Origin of the sequence: Halococcus agarilyticus, assembly GCF_000334895.1 — an archaeon.
Classification (GTDB): domain Archaea; phylum Halobacteriota; class Halobacteria; order Halobacteriales; family Halococcaceae; genus Halococcus; species Halococcus agarilyticus.
Genome location: NZ_BAFM01000003.1, coordinates 42,720 through 64,832, shown reverse-complemented (window position 1 = coordinate 64,832; position 22,113 = coordinate 42,720). Strand labels below are relative to the sequence as shown.

At 66.4% G+C, this 22,113-nt stretch carries 23 protein-coding genes; 12 read left to right on the top strand and 11 right to left on the bottom strand.

Going from position 1 to position 22,113, the window contains the following annotated elements; all coding sequences use genetic code 11:
- Positions 1 to 47: 47 nt before the first annotated feature.
- The 3 genes from TX76_RS03320 to TX76_RS03310 are packed head-to-tail and all read right to left on the bottom strand — an operon-like array spanning position 48 to position 2,897.
- Complete coding sequence (locus tag TX76_RS03320; RefSeq protein ID WP_049899080.1) at positions 48 to 1,217, bottom strand: thiolase family protein; 1,170 nt, start codon at positions 1,215 to 1,217, stop codon at positions 48 to 50.
- On the bottom strand, positions 1,214 to 2,353 hold the full coding sequence (locus TX76_RS03315) for a thiolase family protein (protein WP_049899079.1): 1,140 nt from the start codon (positions 2,351 to 2,353) through the stop codon (positions 1,214 to 1,216). Before TX76_RS03315 ends, TX76_RS03320 begins: the two co-directional genes overlap by 4 nt.
- 46 nt (positions 2,354 to 2,399) lie before the next feature.
- Positions 2,400 to 2,897 carry a Zn-ribbon domain-containing OB-fold protein gene (locus TX76_RS03310; protein ID WP_049899077.1) on the bottom strand — a complete coding sequence of 166 codons (498 nt, stop codon included), beginning with the start codon at positions 2,895 to 2,897 and terminating at the stop codon, positions 2,400 to 2,402.
- A 185-nt stretch (positions 2,898 to 3,082) separates the two neighbouring features.
- Here TX76_RS03310 and TX76_RS03305 point away from each other — a divergent pair, with 185 nt between their 5' ends.
- The 5 genes from TX76_RS03305 to TX76_RS03285 all read left to right on the top strand — a co-directional run bounded on the left by TX76_RS03305 (position 3,083) and on the right by TX76_RS03285 (position 7,533).
- Positions 3,083 to 4,018, top strand: a complete 936-nt coding sequence (locus TX76_RS03305) for an amidohydrolase family protein (protein WP_049899075.1) — start codon at positions 3,083 to 3,085, stop codon at positions 4,016 to 4,018.
- Between the two features lie 89 nt (positions 4,019 to 4,107).
- Positions 4,108 to 4,527, top strand: a complete 420-nt coding sequence (locus tag TX76_RS03300; RefSeq protein WP_049899073.1) for a cupin domain-containing protein — start codon at positions 4,108 to 4,110, stop codon at positions 4,525 to 4,527.
- Between the two features lie 156 nt (positions 4,528 to 4,683).
- Positions 4,684 to 5,145 carry a nuclear transport factor 2 family protein gene (locus TX76_RS03295; RefSeq protein ID WP_049899070.1) on the top strand — a complete coding sequence of 154 codons (462 nt, stop codon included), beginning with the start codon at positions 4,684 to 4,686 and terminating at the stop codon, positions 5,143 to 5,145.
- 200 nt (positions 5,146 to 5,345) lie between these two features.
- Complete coding sequence (locus TX76_RS03290) at positions 5,346 to 6,548, top strand: acyl-CoA dehydrogenase family protein (protein WP_228842295.1); 1,203 nt, start codon at positions 5,346 to 5,348, stop codon at positions 6,546 to 6,548.
- Between the two features lie 124 nt (positions 6,549 to 6,672).
- The gene (locus TX76_RS03285) at positions 6,673 to 7,533 is read left to right on the top strand and encodes an amidohydrolase family protein (RefSeq protein WP_049899068.1); all 861 of its coding nucleotides are present in this window, start codon (positions 6,673 to 6,675) and stop codon (positions 7,531 to 7,533) included.
- A gap of 58 nt (positions 7,534 to 7,591) precedes the next feature.
- Here the strand turns inward: TX76_RS03285 and TX76_RS03280 are convergent, their stop codons facing one another.
- Positions 7,592 to 8,347, bottom strand: coding sequence for an IclR family transcriptional regulator (locus TX76_RS03280; RefSeq protein WP_049899066.1), 756 nt, complete (start codon positions 8,345 to 8,347; stop codon positions 7,592 to 7,594).
- Between the two features lie 466 nt (positions 8,348 to 8,813).
- On the opposite strand from TX76_RS03280, the gene TX76_RS03275 reads away from it, so the two are divergent.
- Positions 8,814 to 9,611, top strand: coding sequence for an enoyl-CoA hydratase/isomerase family protein (locus TX76_RS03275; protein ID WP_049899390.1), 798 nt, complete (start codon positions 8,814 to 8,816; stop codon positions 9,609 to 9,611).
- 181 nt (positions 9,612 to 9,792) lie between these two features.
- On the opposite strand, the gene TX76_RS03270 is transcribed toward TX76_RS03275, so the two are convergent.
- The 3 genes from TX76_RS03270 to TX76_RS03260 are packed head-to-tail and all read right to left on the bottom strand — an operon-like array spanning position 9,793 to position 13,254.
- Positions 9,793 to 10,575 (bottom strand): SDR family NAD(P)-dependent oxidoreductase, encoded by a 783-nt coding sequence (locus tag TX76_RS03270; protein ID WP_049899388.1) that lies wholly within the window; start codon positions 10,573 to 10,575, stop codon positions 9,793 to 9,795.
- A gap of 58 nt (positions 10,576 to 10,633) precedes the next feature.
- A complete protein-coding gene (locus TX76_RS03265) occupies positions 10,634 to 12,082 on the bottom strand; it encodes a zinc ribbon domain-containing protein (RefSeq protein ID WP_228842294.1) in 1,449 nt (482 codons plus the stop codon).
- A complete protein-coding gene (locus TX76_RS03260) occupies positions 12,079 to 13,254 on the bottom strand; it encodes a thiolase domain-containing protein (protein ID WP_049899064.1) in 1,176 nt (391 codons plus the stop codon). Before TX76_RS03260 ends, TX76_RS03265 begins: the two co-directional genes overlap by 4 nt.
- Positions 13,255 to 13,393: 139 nt before the next feature.
- Here TX76_RS03260 and TX76_RS03255 point away from each other — a divergent pair, with 139 nt between their 5' ends.
- Both TX76_RS03255 and TX76_RS03250 read left to right on the top strand, forming a co-directional pair.
- The gene (locus tag TX76_RS03255) at positions 13,394 to 15,052 is read left to right on the top strand and encodes an AMP-binding protein (protein ID WP_049899062.1); all 1,659 of its coding nucleotides are present in this window, start codon (positions 13,394 to 13,396) and stop codon (positions 15,050 to 15,052) included.
- 280 nt (positions 15,053 to 15,332) lie between these two features.
- Entirely contained in the window at positions 15,333 to 16,283 is a 951-nt protein-coding gene (locus TX76_RS03250; protein WP_079890742.1) for a TIGR03619 family F420-dependent LLM class oxidoreductase, read from the top strand.
- Between the two features lie 414 nt (positions 16,284 to 16,697).
- Here TX76_RS03250 and TX76_RS03245 read toward each other — a convergent pair whose 3' ends face one another.
- Positions 16,698 to 16,880, bottom strand: a complete 183-nt coding sequence (locus tag TX76_RS03245) for a hypothetical protein (RefSeq protein WP_049899058.1) — start codon at positions 16,878 to 16,880, stop codon at positions 16,698 to 16,700.
- A gap of 807 nt (positions 16,881 to 17,687) precedes the next feature.
- On the opposite strand from TX76_RS03245, the gene TX76_RS03240 reads away from it, so the two are divergent.
- From TX76_RS03240 to TX76_RS03230, 4 genes are all read left to right on the top strand, one after another.
- Positions 17,688 to 17,900 carry a hypothetical protein gene (locus TX76_RS03240; protein WP_049899057.1) on the top strand — a complete coding sequence of 71 codons (213 nt, stop codon included), beginning with the start codon at positions 17,688 to 17,690 and terminating at the stop codon, positions 17,898 to 17,900.
- 47 nt (positions 17,901 to 17,947) lie between these two features.
- Positions 17,948 to 19,258, top strand: coding sequence for a histidinol dehydrogenase (gene hisD, locus TX76_RS03235; RefSeq protein ID WP_049899055.1), 1,311 nt, complete (start codon positions 17,948 to 17,950; stop codon positions 19,256 to 19,258).
- Positions 19,259 to 19,320: 62 nt separating this feature from the next.
- A complete protein-coding gene (locus TX76_RS17445; RefSeq protein WP_154018986.1) occupies positions 19,321 to 19,473 on the top strand; it encodes a hypothetical protein in 153 nt (50 codons plus the stop codon).
- A 348-nt stretch (positions 19,474 to 19,821) separates the two neighbouring features.
- Positions 19,822 to 20,190, top strand: coding sequence for a HesB/IscA family protein (locus tag TX76_RS03230; protein ID WP_049899052.1), 369 nt, complete (start codon positions 19,822 to 19,824; stop codon positions 20,188 to 20,190).
- 371 nt (positions 20,191 to 20,561) lie between these two features.
- Here TX76_RS03230 and TX76_RS03225 read toward each other — a convergent pair whose 3' ends face one another.
- The 3 genes from TX76_RS03225 to TX76_RS03215 form a co-directional block, all read right to left on the bottom strand.
- Complete coding sequence (locus tag TX76_RS03225; RefSeq protein ID WP_049899050.1) at positions 20,562 to 20,762, bottom strand: dodecin; 201 nt, start codon at positions 20,760 to 20,762, stop codon at positions 20,562 to 20,564.
- 70 nt (positions 20,763 to 20,832) lie between these two features.
- Entirely contained in the window at positions 20,833 to 21,501 is a 669-nt protein-coding gene (locus TX76_RS03220) for a hypothetical protein (RefSeq protein ID WP_049899049.1), read from the bottom strand.
- Complete coding sequence (locus tag TX76_RS03215; protein WP_049899046.1) at positions 21,498 to 22,085, bottom strand: hypothetical protein; 588 nt, start codon at positions 22,083 to 22,085, stop codon at positions 21,498 to 21,500. The genes TX76_RS03220 and TX76_RS03215 overlap by 4 nt, the downstream gene beginning before the upstream one ends.
- Positions 22,086 to 22,113 lie beyond the last annotated feature (28 nt).

Here is a 22,113-nt window from a genome sequence, read left to right as displayed (position 1 = left end):
GCCCCTCACTCGACCGGGGGAAATCGCCACCGGAGAGGTGGCGATCCTCACCGACTCGTCGAGAAGATCGCCATCTGCTGGAACTGGCCCAGGTTCGCGCCCCAGGACTGGGCGACGCCACGCTCCGCGCCCTCGATCTGGCGCTCGCCGGCCTCGCCCATCAGCTGGAGGACGATCTCGGTGTGCCGGGACAGCGACGCGCAGATCCCGGAGTTCGTCGCGAGCGTCCCGCCGGAGGCGTTGACCGGGAGCGCGCCGTCCCTGGCCGTGACGCCGTCGCGAACGAGGTGTTTGGCCTCGCCCTTCTCGCAGAGGCCCATCGCCTCGTACTCGATCATCTCGAAGGGGATGTAGGGGTTGAACGTCTCCACGACGTCGAACTCCTCGAGCGGGTCTTCGACGTCCACACGCTCGTAGACCCGGTCGGCGAGCGTCTCGAGCTTCGGGAACCAGTCCATGGTCCGGTAGCCCGTCTCGAAGGTGTTGCTGATCGAGTCGATGTCCTCGACCCAGACCGGTGTGTCGCAGTGCTCGTGGGCGGTGGCCTCCGAGGCCATCACCATCGCTGCCGCGCCGGAGGAGACCGGACAGGTCATCGCCCGCCGTAGCGGCCAACAGACCATCGGCGAGTCGAGCACCTCCTCGACGGTCTTGCCCTCGTTGCGGTGGGCGTACGGGTTCATCGCGGCGTTCTGGTAGTTCCGGGCCGCGACCTTCGCGAAGTCCTCGAGGGTGGCACCCGAGAGCTCCATGTAGCCCGAACTCGGTAGCGCGCCCATCTGGATGGCCGTGACGAAGTTGCGCTCGAACAGCGGGTCGGCGTTCGTGTTCATCACCGGCTGGGCCTCGACCACCGAGTCGAACGACGGCGAGCCGTAGACGAGCGCGGTGTCGTATTTTCCCGAGGCGAGGTACTCGTAGGCCACCTTCACGCCGCTCCCGCCGGCGGTCCCACCGGTGTTGATGCTGATCACCGGGATGTCGTTGCCCATCCCCAGGACCTCGAGGGTCCGTTCGACGCGGAACGTGCCCTCGAAGCCGTCGACCGTGCAGAACAGCGCGACGTCGATGTCGTCGGGATCGGCATCGGCGTGTTCCAGCGCGGCCGTGATCGCCGCGAAGGCCTGCTCCTCCTTGGACATGGTCGACAGCCGATAGTCGGTGAACGTCTCGGGATCGGAGTAGCCGACACCGACCGCACCGACGTCCCGGGTCACGCCGATCCCCCCTCGAAGACGACCAGGGCGTCCGTCCGCGCAGGCTCGCCCAGATGCATGTCGTTGTCCGCCAGGAGCACCCGGTCGGCGGACTGCCGGCCGAGATCGCCCTGGAGCTGCTGGCAGGCCGCGATGGCGCGGTAGACGCCGCCGGAGTTCGGCGGGCTCGTCGCCAGCGGACCGCCCGATGCGTTGACAGGAAGCGAGCCGTCGATCGCCGTCGTGCCGTCGGCGACCAGCGACGGTCCCTCGCTCTCGTCACAGAAGCCCAGCGCCTCGTAGCTCAGGAGCTCGAACGACGGCGCGTAGGTCGCCATCTCGGCGGCGTCGATGTCGGCGGCGTCGATTCCCGCCTCGTCGTAGGCCGTCGCTGCGGCATCACGCAGCGTCGGCTGGCGGAGCCGGTTTTCCATCTCTCGGTACTCGTACTTCCCCGTCGCCATGCCGGTCCCGGTGATGGAGCCCGGGACATCGTCGAGCTCGTCGGCGACCGCCCCGCTGACCAGCACGACCACGGCAGCGCCGTAGGACATCGGCCCGAGCATCAGCTCCGTCAGCGGACCAACGACCGGGTCCGACTCCAAGACCTCCGCTGTCGAGTATCCCTCACGACGATGGGCGTCGGGGTTCTCCGCGGCGGCCTCGTAGTTTTTCGCGGCCACTGCCGCCAGATCCTCTCGGGTTGCGTCGGTCTCGTCGAGATAGTTCTGGGTGACGAAGCCGTAGGACTGTCGATTGTTCATCCCGAACGGCCGGTGATACAGGGCCTCGTGGGAGGTCCAACTCAGTGTCGTGGGGTCGGCGGTCACGAAGTCGGCCGCGACCACCGTGACCACGTCGGCCTTGCCGGCCCGGATCTTCGCCCGGCCCTGGTGTATCGCCATCCCGCCACCGTTCTGGACCCGCATGATCGGCTTGTCGTAGGCCGCGGCGGTCGCGACCTTCTGGCCGTCGCTGATGGCAGCGCCGTCGTAGGGATCCTGGCCGGTGAATATCACGCTGTCCAGGTCTTCGTGGGTGACGCCAGCATCGTCGAGTGCCGCCATGTTCGTCTCCAGCACCAGCTCGTTGCCCGACTCGTCCGTCTCGCCGGCGAAGCCGCTCGTGGCGTAGCCGGCGATCGCGACGTCAGTCATCCGTAGTCGCCTCCGTAGGATTGGCTAGCTCCATGCTGACTCCGCCTCATTCCGCCAGCCGCCAGTGATCCATGTCGAAGATGTCGCCATCGCGGTCGTTGGACCACACTGGTTCCACCTCGTCACCTTTCTCGAGCTTGTCGACCAGATCCATCGGCTCCTCGTACTCCAACTCCTCGACGAAGTGCATCATGCAGATGGCGGAGTCGTCGACACGGATGACACCCGTCACGTACGGCGGCTCCGGCATCTTGTCGAACTGGAAGAAGCACACGGTGTAGCTCTCGAGCACACCGCGTTGCTCGACCTCGATCCACTCGTCGGTCTCGACGTAACACTCGACACACACCGACTGCGGCGGCACGAACACGTCGCCACACTCGGGGCAGGTCTTGCCCACGATCCGCTTGTCTTCGAGTGCCGCGAAGAACCGGCGGTTGGTCTCTCCGATGTTCAGGGAGAAGTCGAGGTCCCAGTGGAACGGGTACTTGTATTCCGCGTGTACCTCGTCAGCCCCGGCGGACTGGTCAAGTTTATCCGTCATTATAGCGAGCGAAGAATCGGCAAGAGTCTATAAAAATCTTCTCCACGTGGCGATTTCGCGGTCTTCCGGGTGACTGACACGGCGAACCACGATGTCTGAGATGCGGTGAGCGACGATCCGCTCCGCAGCGACATCGTACCGTCACCCGAACTTATTCATGCGTCGCCGGCCACGTGACGACCATCATGCCGACCGTCGTGGACGTACACTCCCACATCTGGGCGGAGGACTGGTTGCCCGAGCGGTTCTGGGACGCCTTCGTCGACATCGCCGTCCGGCAGAACGAGAAGAGGGGCGAGGAGGTCGACCCCGAGCGCATCCGGGAGACGTACCTGCCGACGTACTGGGACCCCGACGGCGAGAAACTCCTCGAGCGGATGGACGAGGCCGGTATCGATCGGCAGGTCGTCTTCGGGGTGGACTTCGGGCTCGCCCTTGGCGAACCCGAGGTGCCGATCCAGGAGGTGAATCGCCGGCTGGCCGAGTTCCGCGACGACAACCCGGATCGGATCCGGGCGTTCGCGACGATCGATCCGCGGCGTCGGGGCGCGGCGGACCACATCGAGACGGCACTGTCGGACTGGGACATGGACGGCCTGAAGCTCCACCCGACGGCCGGGTTCTACCACCACGACCCGGAGACCTATCGCCTCCTCGAGGTCGTCAGGCGTCACGACGTGCCGATGTTGACCGACACCGGACCGATCTTCGCGCCGCTGTACAGCAAGTACTCCCACCCGAAGAACCTCGACGAGGTGTTGAGCGACTTCCCCGATCTGGACATCGTCGCGGCTCACATGTCCTTCGAGTGGTGGCGTGACCTGCACGCGGTCGCCGTCAACAAGGTCAACACGAACCTCTACGTGGACATCTCCGGCTGGCAGGAGCGCTGCAAGCACCGCCCCGAGGAGTTCGCGACGGCGGTCCGACGGCTGATGGACGCGGTCGGCAGCGACCGGATGTTGTTCGGAACCGACGATCCGGCGTTCGACCCGGTGCATCCGAAGGAGGAGTGGCTGGAGAACGTACGCACCCTGGCGGACCGCGACGAGGAACCGACGTTCACCGAGACCGAAATCGACCGACTGCTCGGGCAGAACGCGCTCGATCTACTGGCCTGACGGGTGGGTCGCGGCCCCGTCCTCACCGGACGACCGCCCGTAGCTCCTGGGGATACGCTTTTCCCGGTCCGGTATGAGTGATACGGACGATGTCGTACTCGAAGATCAACACCGACGAGGCACGAACGCGGACGCGAACGGAGTCGGAGCCGGGTGTCAAGACGCTCGGCTACGAGCTGAAGGCGGCCGACGAGCCGCGACCGAACGAGATGCGGTTCAACTACTTCGTCTACGAACCCGGAGACACCGTCCGCCGGCACACGCAGGTCGAACAGGAAGAGACCTTCTTCGTCGTCGAGGGTCGGGGGCGGATGGTCGTCGGTGACGAGGCGTTCGCCATCGAGGCCGGCGATACCGTCGTCGTCGATCCCGGTCCCTGGCGACACATCGAAGCCGAGGAGGAGATGCGGATCTTCGCGGTCGGTGCACCGAACCGCCCGGACGACGTCATCTTTCTCGAGGATCTCGCGGACCCAGCCGACCTCCCGGAGGGCGTTCCGGAGCCATAGACGGATCGGTGGTATCCTCATATTCGATCCGAAACGAGGGGTGAGCGATGACAGGCGGCGATGCGGCGACGGCTGGAGCGACCTCGCTCGCGTCGGCACGCCGGAGCGACGGGCCGTCGGCACAAGGGTTATCTCGACACCGAATCACACGCCGACATGGGACTCGAAGCGCGCCTCGAGCGGGTGGAATCGCGCGAGGCCATCCGGGAGCTCAAGCACGAGTACTGTTACCGGCTCGACGATCGCGACTGGGAGGGAGTCGTCGACCTGTTCACTCCGGACGCGAGCCTCGATTACGGCGGGCTCGGGAGCTTCGAGGGCCACGACGGCGTTCGGGAGTTCGCCGAGGGGTTCGTCGCGGAGCACCTCGATGCGACCGCCCACGCCGTCCAGAACGGCGTGCTGGACGTCGACGGCGACGCAGCGACCGGCCGCTGGTACGTCACCTCCTGGATCACCCTCGCGGACGGCACCGGTGGCTTTCGGCTGGGCGAGTATCGCGAGCGCTACCGACACGGCGAGGACGGATGGCGCATCGAATCACTGGAACTCCGATTCCGGTACTCCGTGGATCACGACGAGGGCTGGCCGAACCTCGAGACGCACGAGGCCTTCTGAACGTGCGACGACCGGTCGAGGACCGAAGGCTCCCGATGGGCGTCAGTCGCGGTCCAGCGAGGCGATCGACCGGGCGACGATTCGACGGAGGGGATCGTGGCGTTCGTCGAGGATCGTGACTCAAGGTGGGTAGTAGCTGGGCATCCACCGGCCCCTCATATCAAATTTTCGAGATTTCGACAGCTATAAGCCCGGTTGGGATGAAGCGTGATACAGCCATCTCGGCGTCCGAAACCACTTACGACTCCATCATGACGGGACATATCGGCCTCGAATCGGAACACGAGGAGTATCGCGAGCGAGTCAGGGAGTTCGCGGAGACGGAGGTCGCACCGGTCGTCGACGACTACGAGGAACGGGACGAGTTCCCCCTGGACCTCGTCGACGAACTCGGGGAAGCAGGTCTGTACGGAGTGACGATCCCCGAACGCTACGGCGGCGAGGGTCGGGACTACCGCTCGTTCGTCCTCACGATCGAGGAGCTCTGTCGGATCTGGAAGGTCCCGGCGGGCGTGGTCTCGCTCTCGGGATCGCTCGTCGGCCACACCCTCCAGAAGTTCGGCAGCGAGCGACAGCGCGAGGAGTGGCTGACCGACGTCTTCACCCAGAATCAGGTGACCGCCGTCTCACTCACCGAGCCACAGGCCGGCAGCGACGCGAACGCGCTCGAAACCACTGCCGAACGGGACGGCGACGAGTTCGTGATCGACGGTCACAAGGTGTGGACCTCCCACGGCGAGGTCGCCGACCTGATCTTCGTCGTCGCCCGGACCGACGATACCGGCAGCCACGACGACGTGAGCATCATCGGCGTCCCGAACCCCGGGGAGCGCGACGGTGTCGAGTTCGTCCGCGATATCCCCTGCATGGAGGGCGGTGCCGTCGTCGAGAACGAGGTCAAATACGAGAACCTTCGGGTGCCCGTCGAGAACCTGGTCGGCGAGGAGGGCCGTGGGTTCCGGTACATAATGGAAGCGCTCGACATCGGCCGACTGGGTGTCGCCGCTCAATCGACGGGCATCCTCCAGGGCTGTCTCGACGAGAGCGCGCGCTTCGCGGACGAGCGCGAACAGTTCGGCGAACCGATCCGGAACAACCAGGGCGTGTCGTTCAAGCTGGCGGATATGAAGATGGACCTGGAGGCCGCGCGACTGCTGACCTACAGCGCGGCGGCGAAACTCGATGCTGGCGAAAGGGTGACCCAGGATGCGGCCATCGCGAAGACCTTCGCCTCCGACGCAGCGATGGAGGGGGCCGTCGAGGCCGTGCAGGTACTCGGATCGCGCGGCTACTCGAAGGACTACCCGGTCGAACGGTTCATGCGGGAGGCGAAGGGGACTCAGATATACGAGGGGACCAACGAGATCAACCGGAGCGTCGTCGCGCGTCATCTCTACGACTGACCGGACCGGGCCCTTGTTTCGTGCTCCCGACCGGGGGAGACGGATGCTCGAACCGACGCGTACCAATAGAGCTATACACGTCCTTCCCGAACGGTACGCTACCGATGCACGTGGAGTGGCTGCGATGAGTTCGGGATCCGAGGGCATTGTCGACGTCTGGTGCAACCTCTTCACGCGGGAGGGGACCGAACTGTACTACGACTCTCAGGCCCAGCGGGTCGCCGCCCAGGTCTTCGGCATGGACGACATGTACGACCCGTCCCGAGGGATGTCGGCGGACGATTTCGTCGCGAAGATGGACGCACACGGCGTTGCTCAGGTGTTCGTCCCGGCGCTGAAGTTCGGCAATCCGGACGGCGGAATGGAGATCGACGTCCCCCACGAGTGGGTCGCCGACGTCGCCGAGGCGTACCCGGACCGCATCAGGGGGATGGCGGGCATCAACCCGCGAGAGGGGATGGACGGGGTTGCCCGTCTGGAGGAGTACGTCGAGGATCACGGATTCGTCGCCGGGATCCTCGAACCGTACGGGTGGGACCTCCCCCTCAACCACCGCCAGTTCTACCCGTTCTACGCGAAGTGTGCCGAACTCGACGTCCCCGTCGTGATGCAGGTCGGCCACTCCGCGATGCGGATGCCGAGCGGGCACGGAAAGCCGATCCTGCTCGACGACGTCGCACTGGACTTCCCCGATCTCGATGTGGTCGGCTGTCACACCGGCTGGCCGTGGTCGAAGGAGCTCGAGGCGATGGCGTGGAAACACCCGAACGTCTACCTGGGTGCGACGGCCCACGCGCCCAAGTACTGGGAGGAGAACGTCGTGAACTTCATCCGGAGCCGCGGCCAGGACAAGGTCGTCTTCGGGACCGACTACCCCGTGCTCGACTACGATACGGCGATTCCACAGCTCGACGATCTCGGCCTGAACGCTACGGTCGAACGAAAACTCCTCTCGGAGAACGCACGCAGCCTCTTCGGGGTCTGACGCGGTCTCCGTCGGTTCCATGCCGCGAGGCGACGCCGTGGCCGAACGCGGCCGTCGCCTACGAGTGTGTCAGATTGAGTTCGACCACGTTCGACGCTCGGAGGAGGAGGTTCGGGAGCTCTTCCTCGAACAGTTCGCCCTCCATCCGGTGGGCGGGACCGCCCACCGTGAGCGCCCCCTGCACCCTGTTCCGGCTGATCACGGGCACCGAGATGGCCTTCACACCCTCCACCAGCTCCTCGGTGTCGGTCGCGTACCCACGCTCGCGGATGGCTGCGAGTTCCTCGAACAGGTCCTCGCGCTCGGTGATCGTGTGTTCGGTGTACTTCGGCAACCCCTGCTGGTCGATGATCCGCTCCACCCGCCGTTCGGGGAGGTGAGCCAGGATCGCCTTGCCCGGCGCGTTCGCGGTGAGGACGACGCGTCGGCCGGCGTAGGCCTCGAGGTTCACGGCATCGGTGCCCTTCGCGATCACGAGGATGACGCCCATCCCGTTCTCCTCGATCATCAGGCTGGCGTGCTCTCCCGTCTCGTTGGCCAGCTTGCTCACCTCGGGGTCGGCAACCTGGTAGACGTTCAGCTGGTTGCGGACCTTCTCGCCGACCTCGAGGAACCGAAGACTCACCCGGTACTTCTTGTCGTCCCTGACGACGTAGCCAAGCGATTCGAGCGTCGTGAGGTGATCGTGGAGGGTGCTGTCCGCCAGGTCGAGGTGCCGAGCGAGTTCCGAGAGGCTGGCGCGCTCGAGTTCGAGGAGAGCCTCGACTATCTCGGCGATCCGCGTCGCGGTTTTGACCGGCACGGTCTTGTTCATAGCTGATGGTTGTTCACACGACACATAAATCTTTCCGCTATTTCCGGAGACTCCGTCGCGACGGATCCGGCCGCATCGGACGATCGATACTCGTCTCCGAGGGGGCGATCCCTCGCGTCACCCTCCGGCTCGGGTCCGGAATTTCCGGAAGAGTGTGATCGACGGCACCCCCGTGTTGCATGGGGAGTGGTATCGTTACACATCGAAACACGGGAGCAGGTCGATCCGAAGACGACGGCCCTGTTTCTGCTACTCGGATGGGGAAAGATGTCGGTGATTCAGTGGTTCCATCACTATTTTTCCGGCATGTCCGGGGAGAGGCGTAATAGCTTTCTTTTGACTTTTTCGCCGGCGTTTTTCCGGCGAGACCGCCACGGTGCGCTGAGCGGTGATCTCGGGGTTCGGCTCGACGCTGCCGGGCCGAAACGAGGACAAGCTATTCAACGTCCGGGGCCATCGGGTCGCCATGGCGACCGAGTACGAGGACCTCGACTACCGGACCGAGGCGGGCGTGGCGACGATCACCATCGACCGGCCGAGCGTCCACAACGCCTTCACCGAGGGGACTGTAGCCGAGTTGAACGACTCGATCGAGCGCTTTCGTCGTGACGATGGGGCCTACGTCGCCGTCCTCACCGGGGCCGGCGACGGGTTCTGTGCGGGGGCGGACGTCTCCTCGATGCCGGACTGGAAGGAGAAGGGGGAGGACGCCTACGGGGCGTTCCTCGAAACCGTCCAGGGGGTCGTCGCCGGCCTCCGCGAGTCGTCGAAGCCGACCATCGCCGCCGTCGGCGGTCCGGCCATCGGTGCCGGCTGTGATTTCGCCCTCGCCTGTGACCTCCGTACCGTCGGCCCCGACGCCGTCCTTCGGGAGGGGTTCGTCGGGATGGGGTTGGTTCCCGGGGATGGCGGTGCGTGGTTGCTCCCGCGCCTCATCGGGGAGTCGAAGGCCCGGGAGTACCTCCTCACGGGGAGGGACATTACGCCGGCGGCGGCCGTCGACCTGGGGTTGGCAGTCGAGAGAGCGGAGAGCGCGCTGGACGCCGCACACGATCTAGCGGAGGAGCTGGTGGACCTGCCGGCGCTCGCGGTCCGGCACACGAACCGTCTGATCGACGCAGAGCAGTCGTTCGAAGCACACTGCGACCGGGCCATCGACCACCAGTGGGAGTGTGTCAACGACCCGGAACACGAGGAGGCCGTTGCCGCCTTCAGGGAGGGCCGAAAACCGCGATTCGACCGAGAGTACAGTCACTCCCGGTGAGCCAGTCCGACTCGTATCGGCACGGACGCGACGCGCTTCCCGTCGTCCCGTCTCTCCAGAGAGGAGCGACCCATCCCCCGCTCGCCGATGGGATCGATGTGTGTCCATCTCGACGGGCGTAATACGAATCTCACCGCGCGTGGGAAGGCCCCTGCTGCCCGGCATACCGGAACTCGGCGGTTCAGTCCCCGTGGAGCGAGGTCCGTGGGATCCGGGGAGTCCCTTCGGCGACGATCGTCTGGCCCTGGATGTAGCTCGCGGCCGGGCTCGCCAGGAACTGGGTCACCGTGGCGATCTCGTCCGGGAGCCCGATCTCGCGGTCGACGCTGGTTCTGTCGATGTCGTCCGCCACGATGCCCTCCTGGCTCTCCAGTCCCTCGGTCGCGACGAGTCCGGGCATGACCCCGTTGATTCGGATGTCGTACTCCGCCCACTCGTTGGCGAGCGTCCACGTCAGCTTGTTCAGTCCCGCCTTCGCCGCCGCGTAGTGGATCATCCGCGGCGCGCCGTCGCGGGCGGCCACGCTGGAGACGTTGACGATCGTCCCGCCGTCGTTCTCGCGCATCTGCTCGCCGACGATCCGGGTGCAGTTGAACGCGCCGTTGAGGTTGATGTCGACGATGGTCTGCCACCCGTTCTCGCTGACCTCCTCGAAGGGAGCCACGAAGCTCGCGCCGGCGTTGTTGACCCAGATATCGATGGGACCGAACGTCTCGGTCGTCTCCTCGACCAGCGCCTCGATCGCGGCCCAGTCCGTGATGTCACACTCGATCGGGAGCGCGTCGCCTCCGGACCGTTCGTCGATCGCTGCTGCGACTGGCTCTACATTTTCCATTGACCGGGAGGTCACGACGACGTCGAGGCCCTGGTCGGCGAACCGCTCGACGATCGCTCGACCGATCCCCGAGGACGACCCGGTCACGACCGCCGTCGACCCGCTGATCTGAAATTCGTCTGCAGTCATCTCGGAATCCACCGTCCGCTTGTGCGAGCGGGACCGTAAAGCTATGCGATGGCTCGCCTCACCCAGCGTTCGCTTCCTCGACTGGAGCGACCTTGAACCCGTACCTCGTGACGCCCTCCTGGGTGTAGATCCGGCGGATCGTCGCCTCGACGCGGTCGCCGACCGCGAGTTCGTCGGGATCGGCGTCGATCACGAACGCCGGCGCGCTCGCCGAACCGCCGCCGGGCCCGTCGAAGGAGACGATCCCCGTCGCGTACGCCCCACCGTACTTCGTCTGGAGTTCGGCGAACTCCGGGGGCGCGCCACCCTGCGAGATCACCGAGAGCGCTTCCAGCGTGCCGGATCGCGCGAGTGCGACCGGTTCGTACTCGATCGACGCACGGCAGGACGAGCAGACGCCGCTCGGCGGGAAGTTCAGTTCCTCGCACGCCGGACACCGGCCCGCTTCGAGCCGGTAGCGCTGAGGGATCGATCGCCGCCAGGTCGGGACGCTCACGTACCCTCCGCCGCCCTCCGGCGGCCCGGAGGTGACGTCGCCGCGGAGGCGGACGTACTCCGCGAACGAGAGGCGGCGGTCGCCCGTGATCGCCAGGTCGGTCGGTGGCGCACGGTCCGCCCCTCGCTCCAGATGGAGGAGCGCCGCCGTCGCGCCGCTCCCGTACCCCGCGACCAGCACCGGGTCGGCGTCGTCGGCGATAGCCGACGCCAGCGCGAGCGCGACCCCTGCGGCACCGGCGTCGCCGATTTCGTCGACGATCGTGGCGGCGGCGACGGTCTCGTCGTCCACGCCGAGCGGCCCCGCTCCCCGGTACGGGATCGCGGCGTCGGGAGCGTGGACCGCCGCGGCCGCCATCCGATCCGCGTCGTAGTCGAGCTGTGACGCCGCACCCGAGAGCGCTCGCTCGAACGACTCTCGCTCGTAAGGGGTCACGTCGAGGCTGTCGACGGTCTCGGAGCCCCTGTTCCGGAACCGCGTGCCCGGATACGGAGTCGCGTACTCCGCGACGCCCTCGACGGCGAGCGGTGCGTCGGGCTCCAGGACGAACGCGGCCGCGCCAGCACCGGCAGCGTGCTCGATGGCGTCGTCGGGCGCGCCACGCGGGCAGTCGCTCGCGACGACGAGCGTCCGGTCCGGGGAACGCGCTCCCTCGACGAGACACTGTGCCCCGGCGGCGGTCGAGGCGGTGACAGTCGCTCTCGTGGCCGTCTCCGGTACGGAGAGCATCGCACCGAGTCTGGCGGTGAGGTCCTCCTCGGCGACGGGTGGGGTCGTGCTCGCGAACAGGAGTTCCGCGACCTCGCTGCCGTCGACGTCGCTCGCCGCCAGCGCGCGGGCCGCCGCCTCGTAGGCCATCGTGAGGGCGTCCTCGTCGGCGGCCGGGACCGCCTTGGTCGAGATGCCGCGTGCCAGGAACTGCCCCCATCCCTCTCGCAGTTCCGACGCCGGAACCCGGAGGGGCGGGACGTACGCCCCGATACCGGCGATCCCGCTCTCGATCGCCGTCACGCGTCCACCCCCGGTGCCTCGAAGACGTGAACCGACGCCGCACCCCCGCTCCCCCCGACGTTGTGCGCCAGTCCGCGCTCGGCATCCTCGACCTGACGCTCGCCGGCCTCGCCGCGGAGCTGTTTGAACAGCTCTACAGCCTGACCGGCCCCGGTAGCGCCGATGGGGTGACCTTTCGACTTGAGTCCGCCGGAAGTGTTGACCGGAATTCGGCCCCCGAGTCCCGTCCCTCCCTCCTCGGCGAGGCGGCCTCCTTCACCCCGTTCACAGAAGCGGAGGTCCTCGTACGCCACGATCTCGGCGATGGAGAAACAGTCGTGGACCTCGGCAACGTCGATGTCGGCCGGTCCGACACCCGCCATCTCGTAGGCCCGATCGGCGGCTGCGCGCGCCGCCGGGAGACCGGTGTACGAGTCCCGCTGGAAGAGTCCGACCGCGTCGCTCGCGGCCCCCGCGCCCGCGATCCGGATCGGCTCGTCGGTGTACTCCTCCGCGACGTCCTCGCTGGCGACGATGGTGACCGCAGCACCGTCCGTCGTCGGACAGCAGTGATACAGCGTGAGCGGATGGGCCACGGTCTGTGCGTTCTCCGCGTCCTCGATGGAGCACTCGAACCCGAGGTGTGCGTGGGGGTTCATCGCACCGTGTCGGTGGCTCTTGACGGCGACGTTGGAGAGCTGCTCGCGGGTCGTCCCGTACTCGGCCATGTGGGCGCTCGCGATCTGGGCGTAGACGCCGGCGAAGGTGGTGCCCGCCATGCGCTCCCACTCCATCTCCCCGCTCACGCCCAGCCAGTACGGCAGCGTCTCGGAGCTGACGTCGTTCATGATCTCGGTCCCGCCGGCGACGACGACGTCCGCCATACCGCTCTTGACCGCCTGAACCGCGTCACGGATGGCGTACCCCGATGCCGCACAGGCGTTCTCCAAGCGCGTGCAGGGAACGCCCGAGAGGCCGGCGTGTTCGGCGACGGCCGGTGCCGAGAGGCCGATCTGCCTGCCACCGACCGACAGCATACCGACGTACACCTCGTCGACGTCCGCCGGCCGAACCGTCGCTGGAACGGTGTCCACGGCCGCCTCGTAGGCCTCGCGGAACAACGAGCGATAGCTCTCGTCGGGGAACGCCCCGAAGTCGGTCTGGGCAGCCCCGATCAGGTATGCGTCTCGCATACCGACGCCTTCGGAACGCGGACACATTAACCCCCTCTTCGTTCACCGCGAGAGCCGAGCCACACGGGGACGGATTCCCTCGCCCGGCTACGACGTGACCAGCGGTGGCTATTAGTGCTCACCGCTCTGCGCTTCCCTCATGCAGACCTACGAGGACTTCGCCGAGTACGAACTGCAGTGGGAGGACCAGGAGGACTGGCTGTTGCCCCGGATCCTCGAACATCAGGCGCGCGAACGACCCGACGAGCCGTTCCTCCGCTGGGAGACGGCCGACGAGGCCGTCACGTTCGCCGAAACCGACCGGATCGTGAACCGGCTCGCCCACGGACTGCGCGAGCGTGGCGTGGAGAACGGCGACCACGTGCTGCTGATGTTGCCGAACTCGCCCGAGTACGTCTACCTCTGGTTCGCACTGAGCAAGATCGGGGCAGTCGAGGTTCCCGTGAACACGAGCTACAAGCGGGATACGCTGACCCACGTGGCCAACCTCACCGAGGCGGCGTTCGGCGTCTTCCACGAGTCGTACGCTTCGCGCGTTCTGGACGTCGAGTCGTCGCTCGACCACCTCACGGACGTCGTCCTCCTGGGCGACGGCCCTCCGGATGGAGGGGCCGACGCCTCGATCGAGTTCGGCCGCTATCGGGACCTGTCCACCGACGACGACTCGAAGCCCGAGGCCGACATCGCGTGCAACGACGTCGCGTCGATCATCATGACCTCGGGGACGACCGGACCCTCGAAGGCGATCCAGAAGACCTACGCCCACCAGTACTTCTTCGCCGAGCAGTGTGTCAACATCACCCAACTCACGGACGACGACGTCTACATGACGGGGAACCCGCTGTTTCACTCCAACGCGCAGGTGCTCGTCGTCTTTCCCGCCCTGATCGTCGGCGCGGAGGTCGCACTCTTCGAGAAGTTCAGCGCGTCGAACTGGGTCGACAGGCTGCACGAGACCGGCGCGACCGTCTGTAACTTCCTCGGGTCGATGATGGACTTCGTCTTCCAGCAGCCCGAGCGCGACATCGACGACGACAACGACCTCCGCTGTCTGTTCGCGGCCCCCACGGCCTACGGCATCCAGGACGAGTTCGAGGAGCGGTACGGGATCGAGTTCATCACCGAAGTGATCGGCACCACCGAGACCTGTATGCCCGTTCTGGCTCCCTACGGCGTCGAGCGACCGGACGGGGCCGCGGGGCTCTTGCTCTCGCAGTACTTCGACGTTCAGCTGGTCGACCCGGAGACCGACTGGCCGGTGGAGACCGGGACGATGGGCGAGTACGCCATCCGCCCGGCGATTCCGTGGATCATGACGCCGGGATACTACGGGATGCCGGAGAAGACCGTCGAAGCGCTCCGGAACGGCTGGTTCCACACGGGCGACGGCCTCCGCCGAGACGACAACGGCTGGTTCTACTTCGTCGATCGAATGGGCGACACGCTCCGGCGGCGTGGCGAGAACATCTCGACGTACGAGGTCGAACAGCCCCTCCTCGAACACCCGGCGGTGGAGGAGTGCGCCGTCGTCGGCGTCAGAGCCGAAGAGGAGGGCGGCGAGGACGAAGTCAAGGCGTTCCTCGTCTTCGAGACGGATGCGTCCGCGACGGAGGAGGAACTCGTCGAGTGGGCCGACGATCGCATACCCCATTTCATGGTCCCGCGATATCTGGAGGTCGTGGACGGACTCCCCAAGACCGAGAACGAGAAGATCCAGAAGGCGAAGCTCCGGGAGCGAGGGAACTCGGAGCGGACCTGGGACCGGGAGACAGCAGGCGTCGAAGTCGGGAAGGACTGAGTCGTTCTCGATCGCGACTCCCCGAGATCGCCCGTCTACCCGGCCACAAAATCGCCTGTCTATCCAGCCACGACCGTGTCGACGACGCTCCGTCCGTCCAAACATCCCGCGGTGAGCAAGGCAACCGAGAGCGATCCGTACGCTGCCAGCTACTCCCTACCAAAAGAGATAATTGGACTGAAAGACAGAATGGGTGTATGTCCGTGCATGGATCCCACAGCCGTACCGTAGCCCGTCGAACAGAGTGGTCCGCTCCGATCGACAGGGGTGCACCGACGAGATGAGCGGCGACGCGAGCGACGTCACGTTCGGCGTGATGCTGACCGCGGCGAGCAACGACTACGGACTGGAGGAGGCGGAGATCCCGCCGGCGGTCCGACGGCTGGCGACGACCGCCGAGGAGGTCGGCCTCGACGCGGTGGTCGCTGGCGATCACGTGGCCTATCCCGAGGAGATCCCGACCGACTACGAGTACTCGAAGACGGGTGAGCCCCCGTTCGACACGACGACGCCGATCTTCGACGTGTTCCAGCTGTTCGCACACCTCGCTGCCATCACCGAGGAGATCACGCTGGGGACGAACGTCCTGTCGGTCCCGTACCGGCACCCGGTCCTGCTCGCGAAGAACTGTCTGAGTGCACACGCGCTCTCCGAGGGCCGGTTCGAACTCGGCGTCGCACCCGGCTGGCTCTCCTCGGAGTTCGAAGCGCTGGGGATCCCGTTCGAAGAGCGAGGCACCCGAACGGACGAGTTCCTCGAGATGTTCGAGCGCGTCCGCGAGAAGGAGGTCCTGGGCTTCGACGGCGAGTTCCACTCCTTCGAACCTCTCGGGTTCTATCCGAACCCCGACGAACCGATCCCGATCCTGGTGGGCGGGAAGTCCGGTGCGTCGATCCGACGAACCGCGGAGTACGGGGACGGCTGGACGACGATCTGGGACAAGCCCGAGGAGGTGCGCGAGATACGCGAACGGCTCGTGCGTGCCTGGTCCGACTTCGATCGGGACGGCGAGCCACAGATGGTGGTCACCCGCCCGATTCACGTCGGCACCGACACCGATCTGGACACGGACCGCCTGTTCGTCGGCGAGGCCGAATCGATCGTCGAAGAGGTAGAGCAGTACGCCGAGGCCGGAGCGACCCGCGTGAACCTCGACTTCTATACGACCGACGTGGACGCCCAAGCCGAGCAGCTCGAACGCGTCGGCGACCGCGTTCTCGACGCACTGTAACTGGCGAAGTCGTCCCCGCCAGCCGTTCGAACGACGTGGTCCCGCCGGATCGGAGTTCACCGACTCCAACTGACGAGGTGAGCGAAATCCCGTGGCGACGCCTCGGGACTTCTCGACCACACTCCCGGATACCCTCCACACCGAACGAGTGCCAACCGGTGCCCGGAGGGTCGAGGCTCCGTCCCGAGCAGGTGCATCGACGGCCGAACCGAATCTTCGAGGGCTCCGTGTTCGGGTTTCCGGAATAACCGGAAGAGGGTGACGACCTCGCCACCCTCAGGAAGGGACTCGGAGGAGGAGATCCGCTACGCCGTTACCCGGGTGTTCGGCCAGCGGACGATCACGTCGACGGTTCACCGGGAGTCGCTCCCTTACCGCGTTTCTGCGCACGGGAGGACCGAGAGACGACGTCAGTCAGTTCAGTTCGATTCGCCCCTGGTGGGCCGTGGTATCGTTCGAGCCCGTCCACACGATCCCGTCCGTGGTGGTGCAGAAACTGATGACTCCGACGACTGCGGGCATCACGTTCTCGACGATGCGTTCAGACAGTACGTTCGGCACGTTCTTCGGTCGGTTGCGGTTGCCTCGTTGGCTCACCCTGGCGCAGCAGCCCTTCCAGTACGTCACTTTTGTTCAGAGAGGTCACCGATAGAACCCACGCCAGTAACAGTACTACTCGTGTTACCCCGCACGGAAAGCCCGACATCGTCACATGTTGAAATCAAAGTTGGAGCTGATCACCCAGTCCGGATCGAAGCGCAGTCGAGTGCGGGCATTCCATCCGATGGTTACCGCGGCACTTTTTCCTGTTCTGCCACCTGCAGAAGTGGTTGAATTCTGGTGGCGACTTCGAGGCGAGTTCGTGGAACGTGTTCCGGGCCCGATCAGGCTAGCCGTGCAGTAGGTTCGTGCCCGCTGCGCGAGGCTGATCGACCGGGATCGGGTACGCCGAAGCCCCAACCAACGCGTTCGACGAGCGTTCACTCGTGAACCGATTGGTGCCGAAGCAAATAAAACAAACTGGAGAGGTCGACCGTCGATATTCGGACCGACTGTCCGGAATGTTACGACGTACAAAGATCGAATGGAGCTATTGAAGCCATTCATACCCTTTCTGGGCTGTATCGGTGCCGTATCGAACAGATAGCCGGGGTCATGTCGTGATCCGGATCTGAGAAAAGTTCCGCTAAAAATGTTCGCTCTAGGAGCCTGTTCCCACTCTGGCGTTCGCTGTCGGCCGGCATCGGGGAGTGCTCCGATGCGGGGATCGAGTTTTCGAGTGTCCCCGATCGACAGGACAGTTATCGATCGGGTGGTTCCAGGTCACAGAGCCTGCCGTGAGTTCTCGACCGGTAACGTTCCAGACGACAGCTTCATTCCAGCGAGCAGCGTACCGTCGCCCGAATGGATCGCAGCCGGTTCGTGACGCTCTCACTTCTCGCGTTCGGACTGATCCTCGTGAGCTTCGTGATCCTCGGTTTCAGCCGGCTCGTTCTTCCCTTCCGAACCGCGCGGCTGCTCGCCGGCCCTGTCGGTCTCGTCGCGTTCGGCCTCGTGTGTTATCTCCTCGTGCGAGCGGTGCTTTCGGCGCTCGGCCTCGTCGAGATCGAGGAGTGAGGCCCCGAGACCCCAAACCGTTTTCGCGCCGGCCGCGAACCTCCGCCATGAACGTGAACGCCGTCGCGGAGCTCGCGCCCGACGAGCGCCGTGCGCTGTTCGATCGCGACGCCGGGATCGCGGCGATCGAGTCCGACGTGGCAGAAATCGTCGATCGCGTGCGTGAGGAGGGCGACGTCGCGCTCCGGGAGTACGCCGAGGAGTTCGACGACGTCACTGTGGGCTCGCTCGACGTGACCGACGAAGCCGAGCGCGCGTACGACGGGATCGACGACGATCTCAGGGACGCGATCGAGACCGCCGCCGCCAACATTCGGGAGTTTCACGAACGCCAGGTCCCCGACGACTGGCGCGAGTCGTTCGACGGCCGCGAACTGGGCCGGCGCTACCGACCGATCGAGCGGGCCGGCGCGTACGTCCCCGGTGGATCGGCTGCCTATCCTTCCAGCGCGTTGATGACCGTCGTTCCGGCGGAGGTTGCGGGCGTCGAGCAGGTCGCGGTAGCGACGCCGCCCGCCGAGATGATCAACCCTGCGACGCTCGCGGCGCTCCACGTCGCGGGCGCGGACGCGATCTATCAGGCTGGCGGCGCACAGGCGATCGCAGCGCTCGCGTACGGCACCGAGACCGTTCCCCGAGTCCAGAAAATCGTCGGGCCTGGCAACCGCTGGGTGACCGCCGCGAAGGCTGCCGTCAGAAACGACTGTGCGATCGACTTTCTCGCGGGACCGAGCGAGATCTGCGTGCTCGCCGACGAGACCGCGGAGCCGCAGTTCGTTGCCGCCGACCTGCTCGCCCAAGCCGAACACGACCCGAACGCGTCGGTCGTCGCAGTTACCGACGACGAAACGCTCGCCGAGCGGATCGTCGACGAGGTCGACGCTCGAATCGGGGGCCGCGAGCGCGAGGACACCATCCGCGAGGCGCTCGAAAACGATGCGAGCGGGGTGTTCCACGCCCGATCGATGTCCGAAGCCGTCCTCTTCTGCGAGGAGTACGCCGCCGAGCACCTCTCGATTCAAGCCAGCGAGGACGAGGCGCTGCTCGATCGGATCCCGAGCGCGGGAAGTGCGTTTCTCGGCCCGTACTCACCCGTTGCGGCCGGCGATTACGCCGCCGGGCCGAACCACGTCCTCCCGACGGGTGGGCACGCGAAGGTCGCCGGCGGTCTCTCGGTCGACAGCTTCCTCCGGTCGACGACGGTCCAGCGGCTCGATGCGGACGCGCTCGACGCGCTCGGCGACACGGTAACGACGCTCGCCGCGGCGGAGGGGCTGGAGGCGCACGCCGAGAGCGTCGCGCTCAGGCTTCGTGAGGCCGAGGCCGCGGACCGAGCGTCGGATCGGCTTCGCGAGTAGCCGGGCCTCACCACGAGTGCGCAGGGCGTGTCGTTAGATAGCTGCGCCGCGTACTGTGGGCCATGTCGACCGAAGAACGAGCGACCGTGACCGTCAGCCCCGAGACCGCCGACAAGCTCGCGGTGCTCGCCGACCAACACGACCTCGAGACGCGCGGCGACGCGGTCGGCTACGCGGTCAACCGGATCCTCATCGACGACGAGATCGACTACTGACTGGATCGCCGCGATAGCGCGCATCGGCCGGCTCTATCTCCGATAGTGTGGCGGTGCGACCGGCGCGCGGGAGCGCGTCTTTGACGCGCGACTCGCGCGAGGGATGAGCACCGTAGTGAACGAGCGAAGCGAGTGAACGAGGAGCGCAGTTGGTTGGGGAGGTTCGTGGCGGTAGCGGGGGGCTAGTAGCTGAGCCGCGAGCGAACGTCGTGAGCGAGCGGGCCGACGAGTGACCGCCGGGAACGAGGAGGCTTTTGATCCACCTTTTGCCAGCGAGGGAGCGGAGCGACCGAGCGTAGCAAAAGGTGGGGCGTCACCGTTAACCGCCTGGGGGCAGAACCACTCACCATGAGTACGGGCGCAACCGCCGACGGCGAGACCACCCCCGAGATCGAGGTCTCGGAGACGGCCGCCGACCAGGCGCTCGACCTCCTCGACAGTGAGGGAATGGACACCGACATCGCCGGCCTCCGGCTGTTCGTCCAGCAGGGCGGCTGTGCCGGCCTTTCCTACGGGATGCGCTTCGACACCGAGCCCGAGGGCGACGACCAGATCTACGAACACCACGGCCTCCGGGTGTTCGTCGACCCCGCGAGCATGAACTACGTCGGCGGCAGCGTCCTCGACTTCGAGGGCGGACTCCAGGGCGCTGGCTTCCACGTCGAGAACCCAAACGTCGTCAGCGAGTGCGGCTGCGGCGAATCGTTCCGTACTTGAAAGCGAAAGCCCTCGGAACTGCGCGGGCCGCCGGCCCGCGCATCCGACCTCACTTCGTTCGGCCGGACGCCTGACGGCGGTTCCTCGCCCTTTTCATTTCCACCAGGCCCGCATCGCGCGACCCGCGCTGTCGCGCGGGCACGCGCTGAGGCCCTGCCCTTCCCCGTGTTCGCGCGGCCGGCGCTGTCGCGCCGACACGCGCTCACGACCACCGCACAGCACCGCCGCCCCGCCGCCGCACAGCACCGCCCGAGCCCTCGATCCGCCAGGAGAGCAAGCTCTCCCGAGCCCTGTGTTCGCTCCGCGAACACAGGACGACAGGCACCGCCACCGCCCCGCACTACCCCGCACTGCGCCGCACCGCTTCCGGGTTACTCGTCGAGTTCGAACGCGACCTCGACCTCGGCCTGGTACTCCCGGCCGTCGGCGTTTGCGATCTCGACCCCGAGATTCTCGGCGTTCGCCCACTTCACGTTGTTGAGGGTGTCTTCGGCCCGGTCGACGGCGTCGTCCACGGCCGCGTCGAAGCTCTCCGAACTCGTCCCGATCAGCGTGATCTTCTTGTACACCATGGTGCGACGATCGGTTCGCCCGGCGACGGCATAAAACCGCGGCTCCCGGCGATCGATAACCCCGGACGCGCTACTCGGTGCTGCGCCGCGCGGCATCGAAGCGCTCGGCGAGCGCGGTCACCACGCCACTGAGGCGTGCGCCGCCCCAGATCGCGACCACCGCCGCGCCGACGGTGTCGAAGATGAGGTCGAGCATCGTGTCTTCGAGGCCGTACTGGGTCAGCACGTTGCCCGAGCCGATCGCCGCGGCGAGTCCCGCGACCGCGAACTCGATCACCTCCCAGAGCACGCCGAACGCGAGCACGAACAGGAAGACGAACACGACCGTGAACTCCGGCGGATAGGACACCTCGGCGCTGTGAACGTCGAGCGCGCGGACGGCGGCGTAGCCCACCGCCGCGACCACCGAGGCCGACAGCCCGTGAGTGAGGTGGTCGTACCACCAGACCGACTGGTAGGGCGTGAGCGGCGACCAGGGGAACCCGACGACGCCGAACGCGTGGAGGAACACCGCGCTCGTGATCCAGAGGGTGAGCCCCGCGTCCATCGGGAGCCCGAGATCGCGTTCGAGGACGGGCGGGAGCTGGGTCACGAGCAGCGCGATGCCGGTGTTGACGACGATTCCCGTGCTCCCGCGAACGAGTCCGAGGCCGAACATGGCGACCAGCCCAACCTCCATCATCCACGTCGCCTGGCGCTGGCGGCGCTCGGTGACGCCGATCCGGTCGCGAAGGTTCATCCGACACCTCCGGCGAACCGCGCGGCGTCGAGCCGTCGGCGGACGTACCACTCGAAGACGATCCCGGCACCGACTCCCGCAACCGTGGAGGCGACGAACTCCCACATCAGCGCGTCCTCGGAGACGAGAAAGCCGGTCCCGAGGTACAGGTCGGCGAGCCACCGGCCGACCGCCCAGATCCCGGCGGCCGCCATCGTGGTGATCACGACGAACACTACGGCGAAGCGGTAGCTCATCTCGACGGAGGTGAAGAGGTGAAGCTCGACCGCGATCACCAGCGCGATCGCCGCTACCCCCAGATAGGTGGCGACCTCGGCGACCACCGACGGGGCGATCGTGCGCCCGAGCATCGGGAACGCGGCGATCGCGAGCACCTCCCACGGCAGCATCGTCCGCAGGGAGCCGAAGGCGAGCGGCGGCACCACGACGAGGACGGCGACGCTCGCCGCGAACGCCCCGTCGAGGAGATCGCCCGCCACCAGGTTCGCCACCGCGGCCAGCACGACGAGCGTGACCAGTAGCCACCCTATCTGGGCGTTGCGGTGTTCGCTCTCGACGATTCCACCGATGTCCGCCCACGACATGGAGAGGGGTTCGTCGCCCGGGGGATAA

Bases quoted from the DNA above. Each gene is read 5' to 3' on its own strand.
- TX76_RS03315 (WP_049899079.1), bottom strand. From the start codon at position 2,353: ATGACTGACGTCGCGATCGCCGGCTACGCCACGAGCGGCTTCGCCGGC.
- TX76_RS03310 (WP_049899077.1), bottom strand. From the start codon at position 2,897: ATGACGGATAAACTTGACCAGTCCGCCGGGGCTGACGAGGTACACGCG.
- TX76_RS03305 (WP_049899075.1), top strand. From the start codon at position 3,083: ATGCCGACCGTCGTGGACGTACACTCCCACATCTGGGCGGAGGACTGG.
- TX76_RS03300 (WP_049899073.1), top strand. From the start codon at position 4,108: ATGTCGTACTCGAAGATCAACACCGACGAGGCACGAACGCGGACGCGA.
- TX76_RS03295 (WP_049899070.1), top strand. From the start codon at position 4,684: ATGGGACTCGAAGCGCGCCTCGAGCGGGTGGAATCGCGCGAGGCCATC.
- TX76_RS03290 (WP_228842295.1), top strand. From the start codon at position 5,346: ATGAAGCGTGATACAGCCATCTCGGCGTCCGAAACCACTTACGACTCC.
- TX76_RS03285 (WP_049899068.1), top strand. From the start codon at position 6,673: ATGAGTTCGGGATCCGAGGGCATTGTCGACGTCTGGTGCAACCTCTTC.
- TX76_RS03280 (WP_049899066.1), bottom strand. From the start codon at position 8,347: ATGAACAAGACCGTGCCGGTCAAAACCGCGACGCGGATCGCCGAGATA.
- TX76_RS03275 (WP_049899390.1), top strand. From the start codon at position 8,814: ATGGCGACCGAGTACGAGGACCTCGACTACCGGACCGAGGCGGGCGTG.
- TX76_RS03270 (WP_049899388.1), bottom strand. From the start codon at position 10,575: ATGACTGCAGACGAATTTCAGATCAGCGGGTCGACGGCGGTCGTGACC.
- TX76_RS03260 (WP_049899064.1), bottom strand. From the start codon at position 13,254: ATGCGAGACGCATACCTGATCGGGGCTGCCCAGACCGACTTCGGGGCG.
- TX76_RS03255 (WP_049899062.1), top strand. From the start codon at position 13,394: ATGCAGACCTACGAGGACTTCGCCGAGTACGAACTGCAGTGGGAGGAC.
- TX76_RS03250 (WP_079890742.1), top strand. From the start codon at position 15,333: ATGAGCGGCGACGCGAGCGACGTCACGTTCGGCGTGATGCTGACCGCG.
- TX76_RS03240 (WP_049899057.1), top strand. From the start codon at position 17,688: ATGGATCGCAGCCGGTTCGTGACGCTCTCACTTCTCGCGTTCGGACTG.
- hisD (WP_049899055.1), top strand. From the start codon at position 17,948: ATGAACGTGAACGCCGTCGCGGAGCTCGCGCCCGACGAGCGCCGTGCG.
- TX76_RS17445 (WP_154018986.1), top strand. From the start codon at position 19,321: ATGTCGACCGAAGAACGAGCGACCGTGACCGTCAGCCCCGAGACCGCC.
- TX76_RS03230 (WP_049899052.1), top strand. From the start codon at position 19,822: ATGAGTACGGGCGCAACCGCCGACGGCGAGACCACCCCCGAGATCGAG.
- TX76_RS03225 (WP_049899050.1), bottom strand. From the start codon at position 20,762: ATGGTGTACAAGAAGATCACGCTGATCGGGACGAGTTCGGAGAGCTTC.
- TX76_RS03220 (WP_049899049.1), bottom strand. From the start codon at position 21,501: ATGAACCTTCGCGACCGGATCGGCGTCACCGAGCGCCGCCAGCGCCAG.
- TX76_RS03215 (WP_049899046.1), bottom strand. From the start codon at position 22,085: ATGTCGTGGGCGGACATCGGTGGAATCGTCGAGAGCGAACACCGCAAC.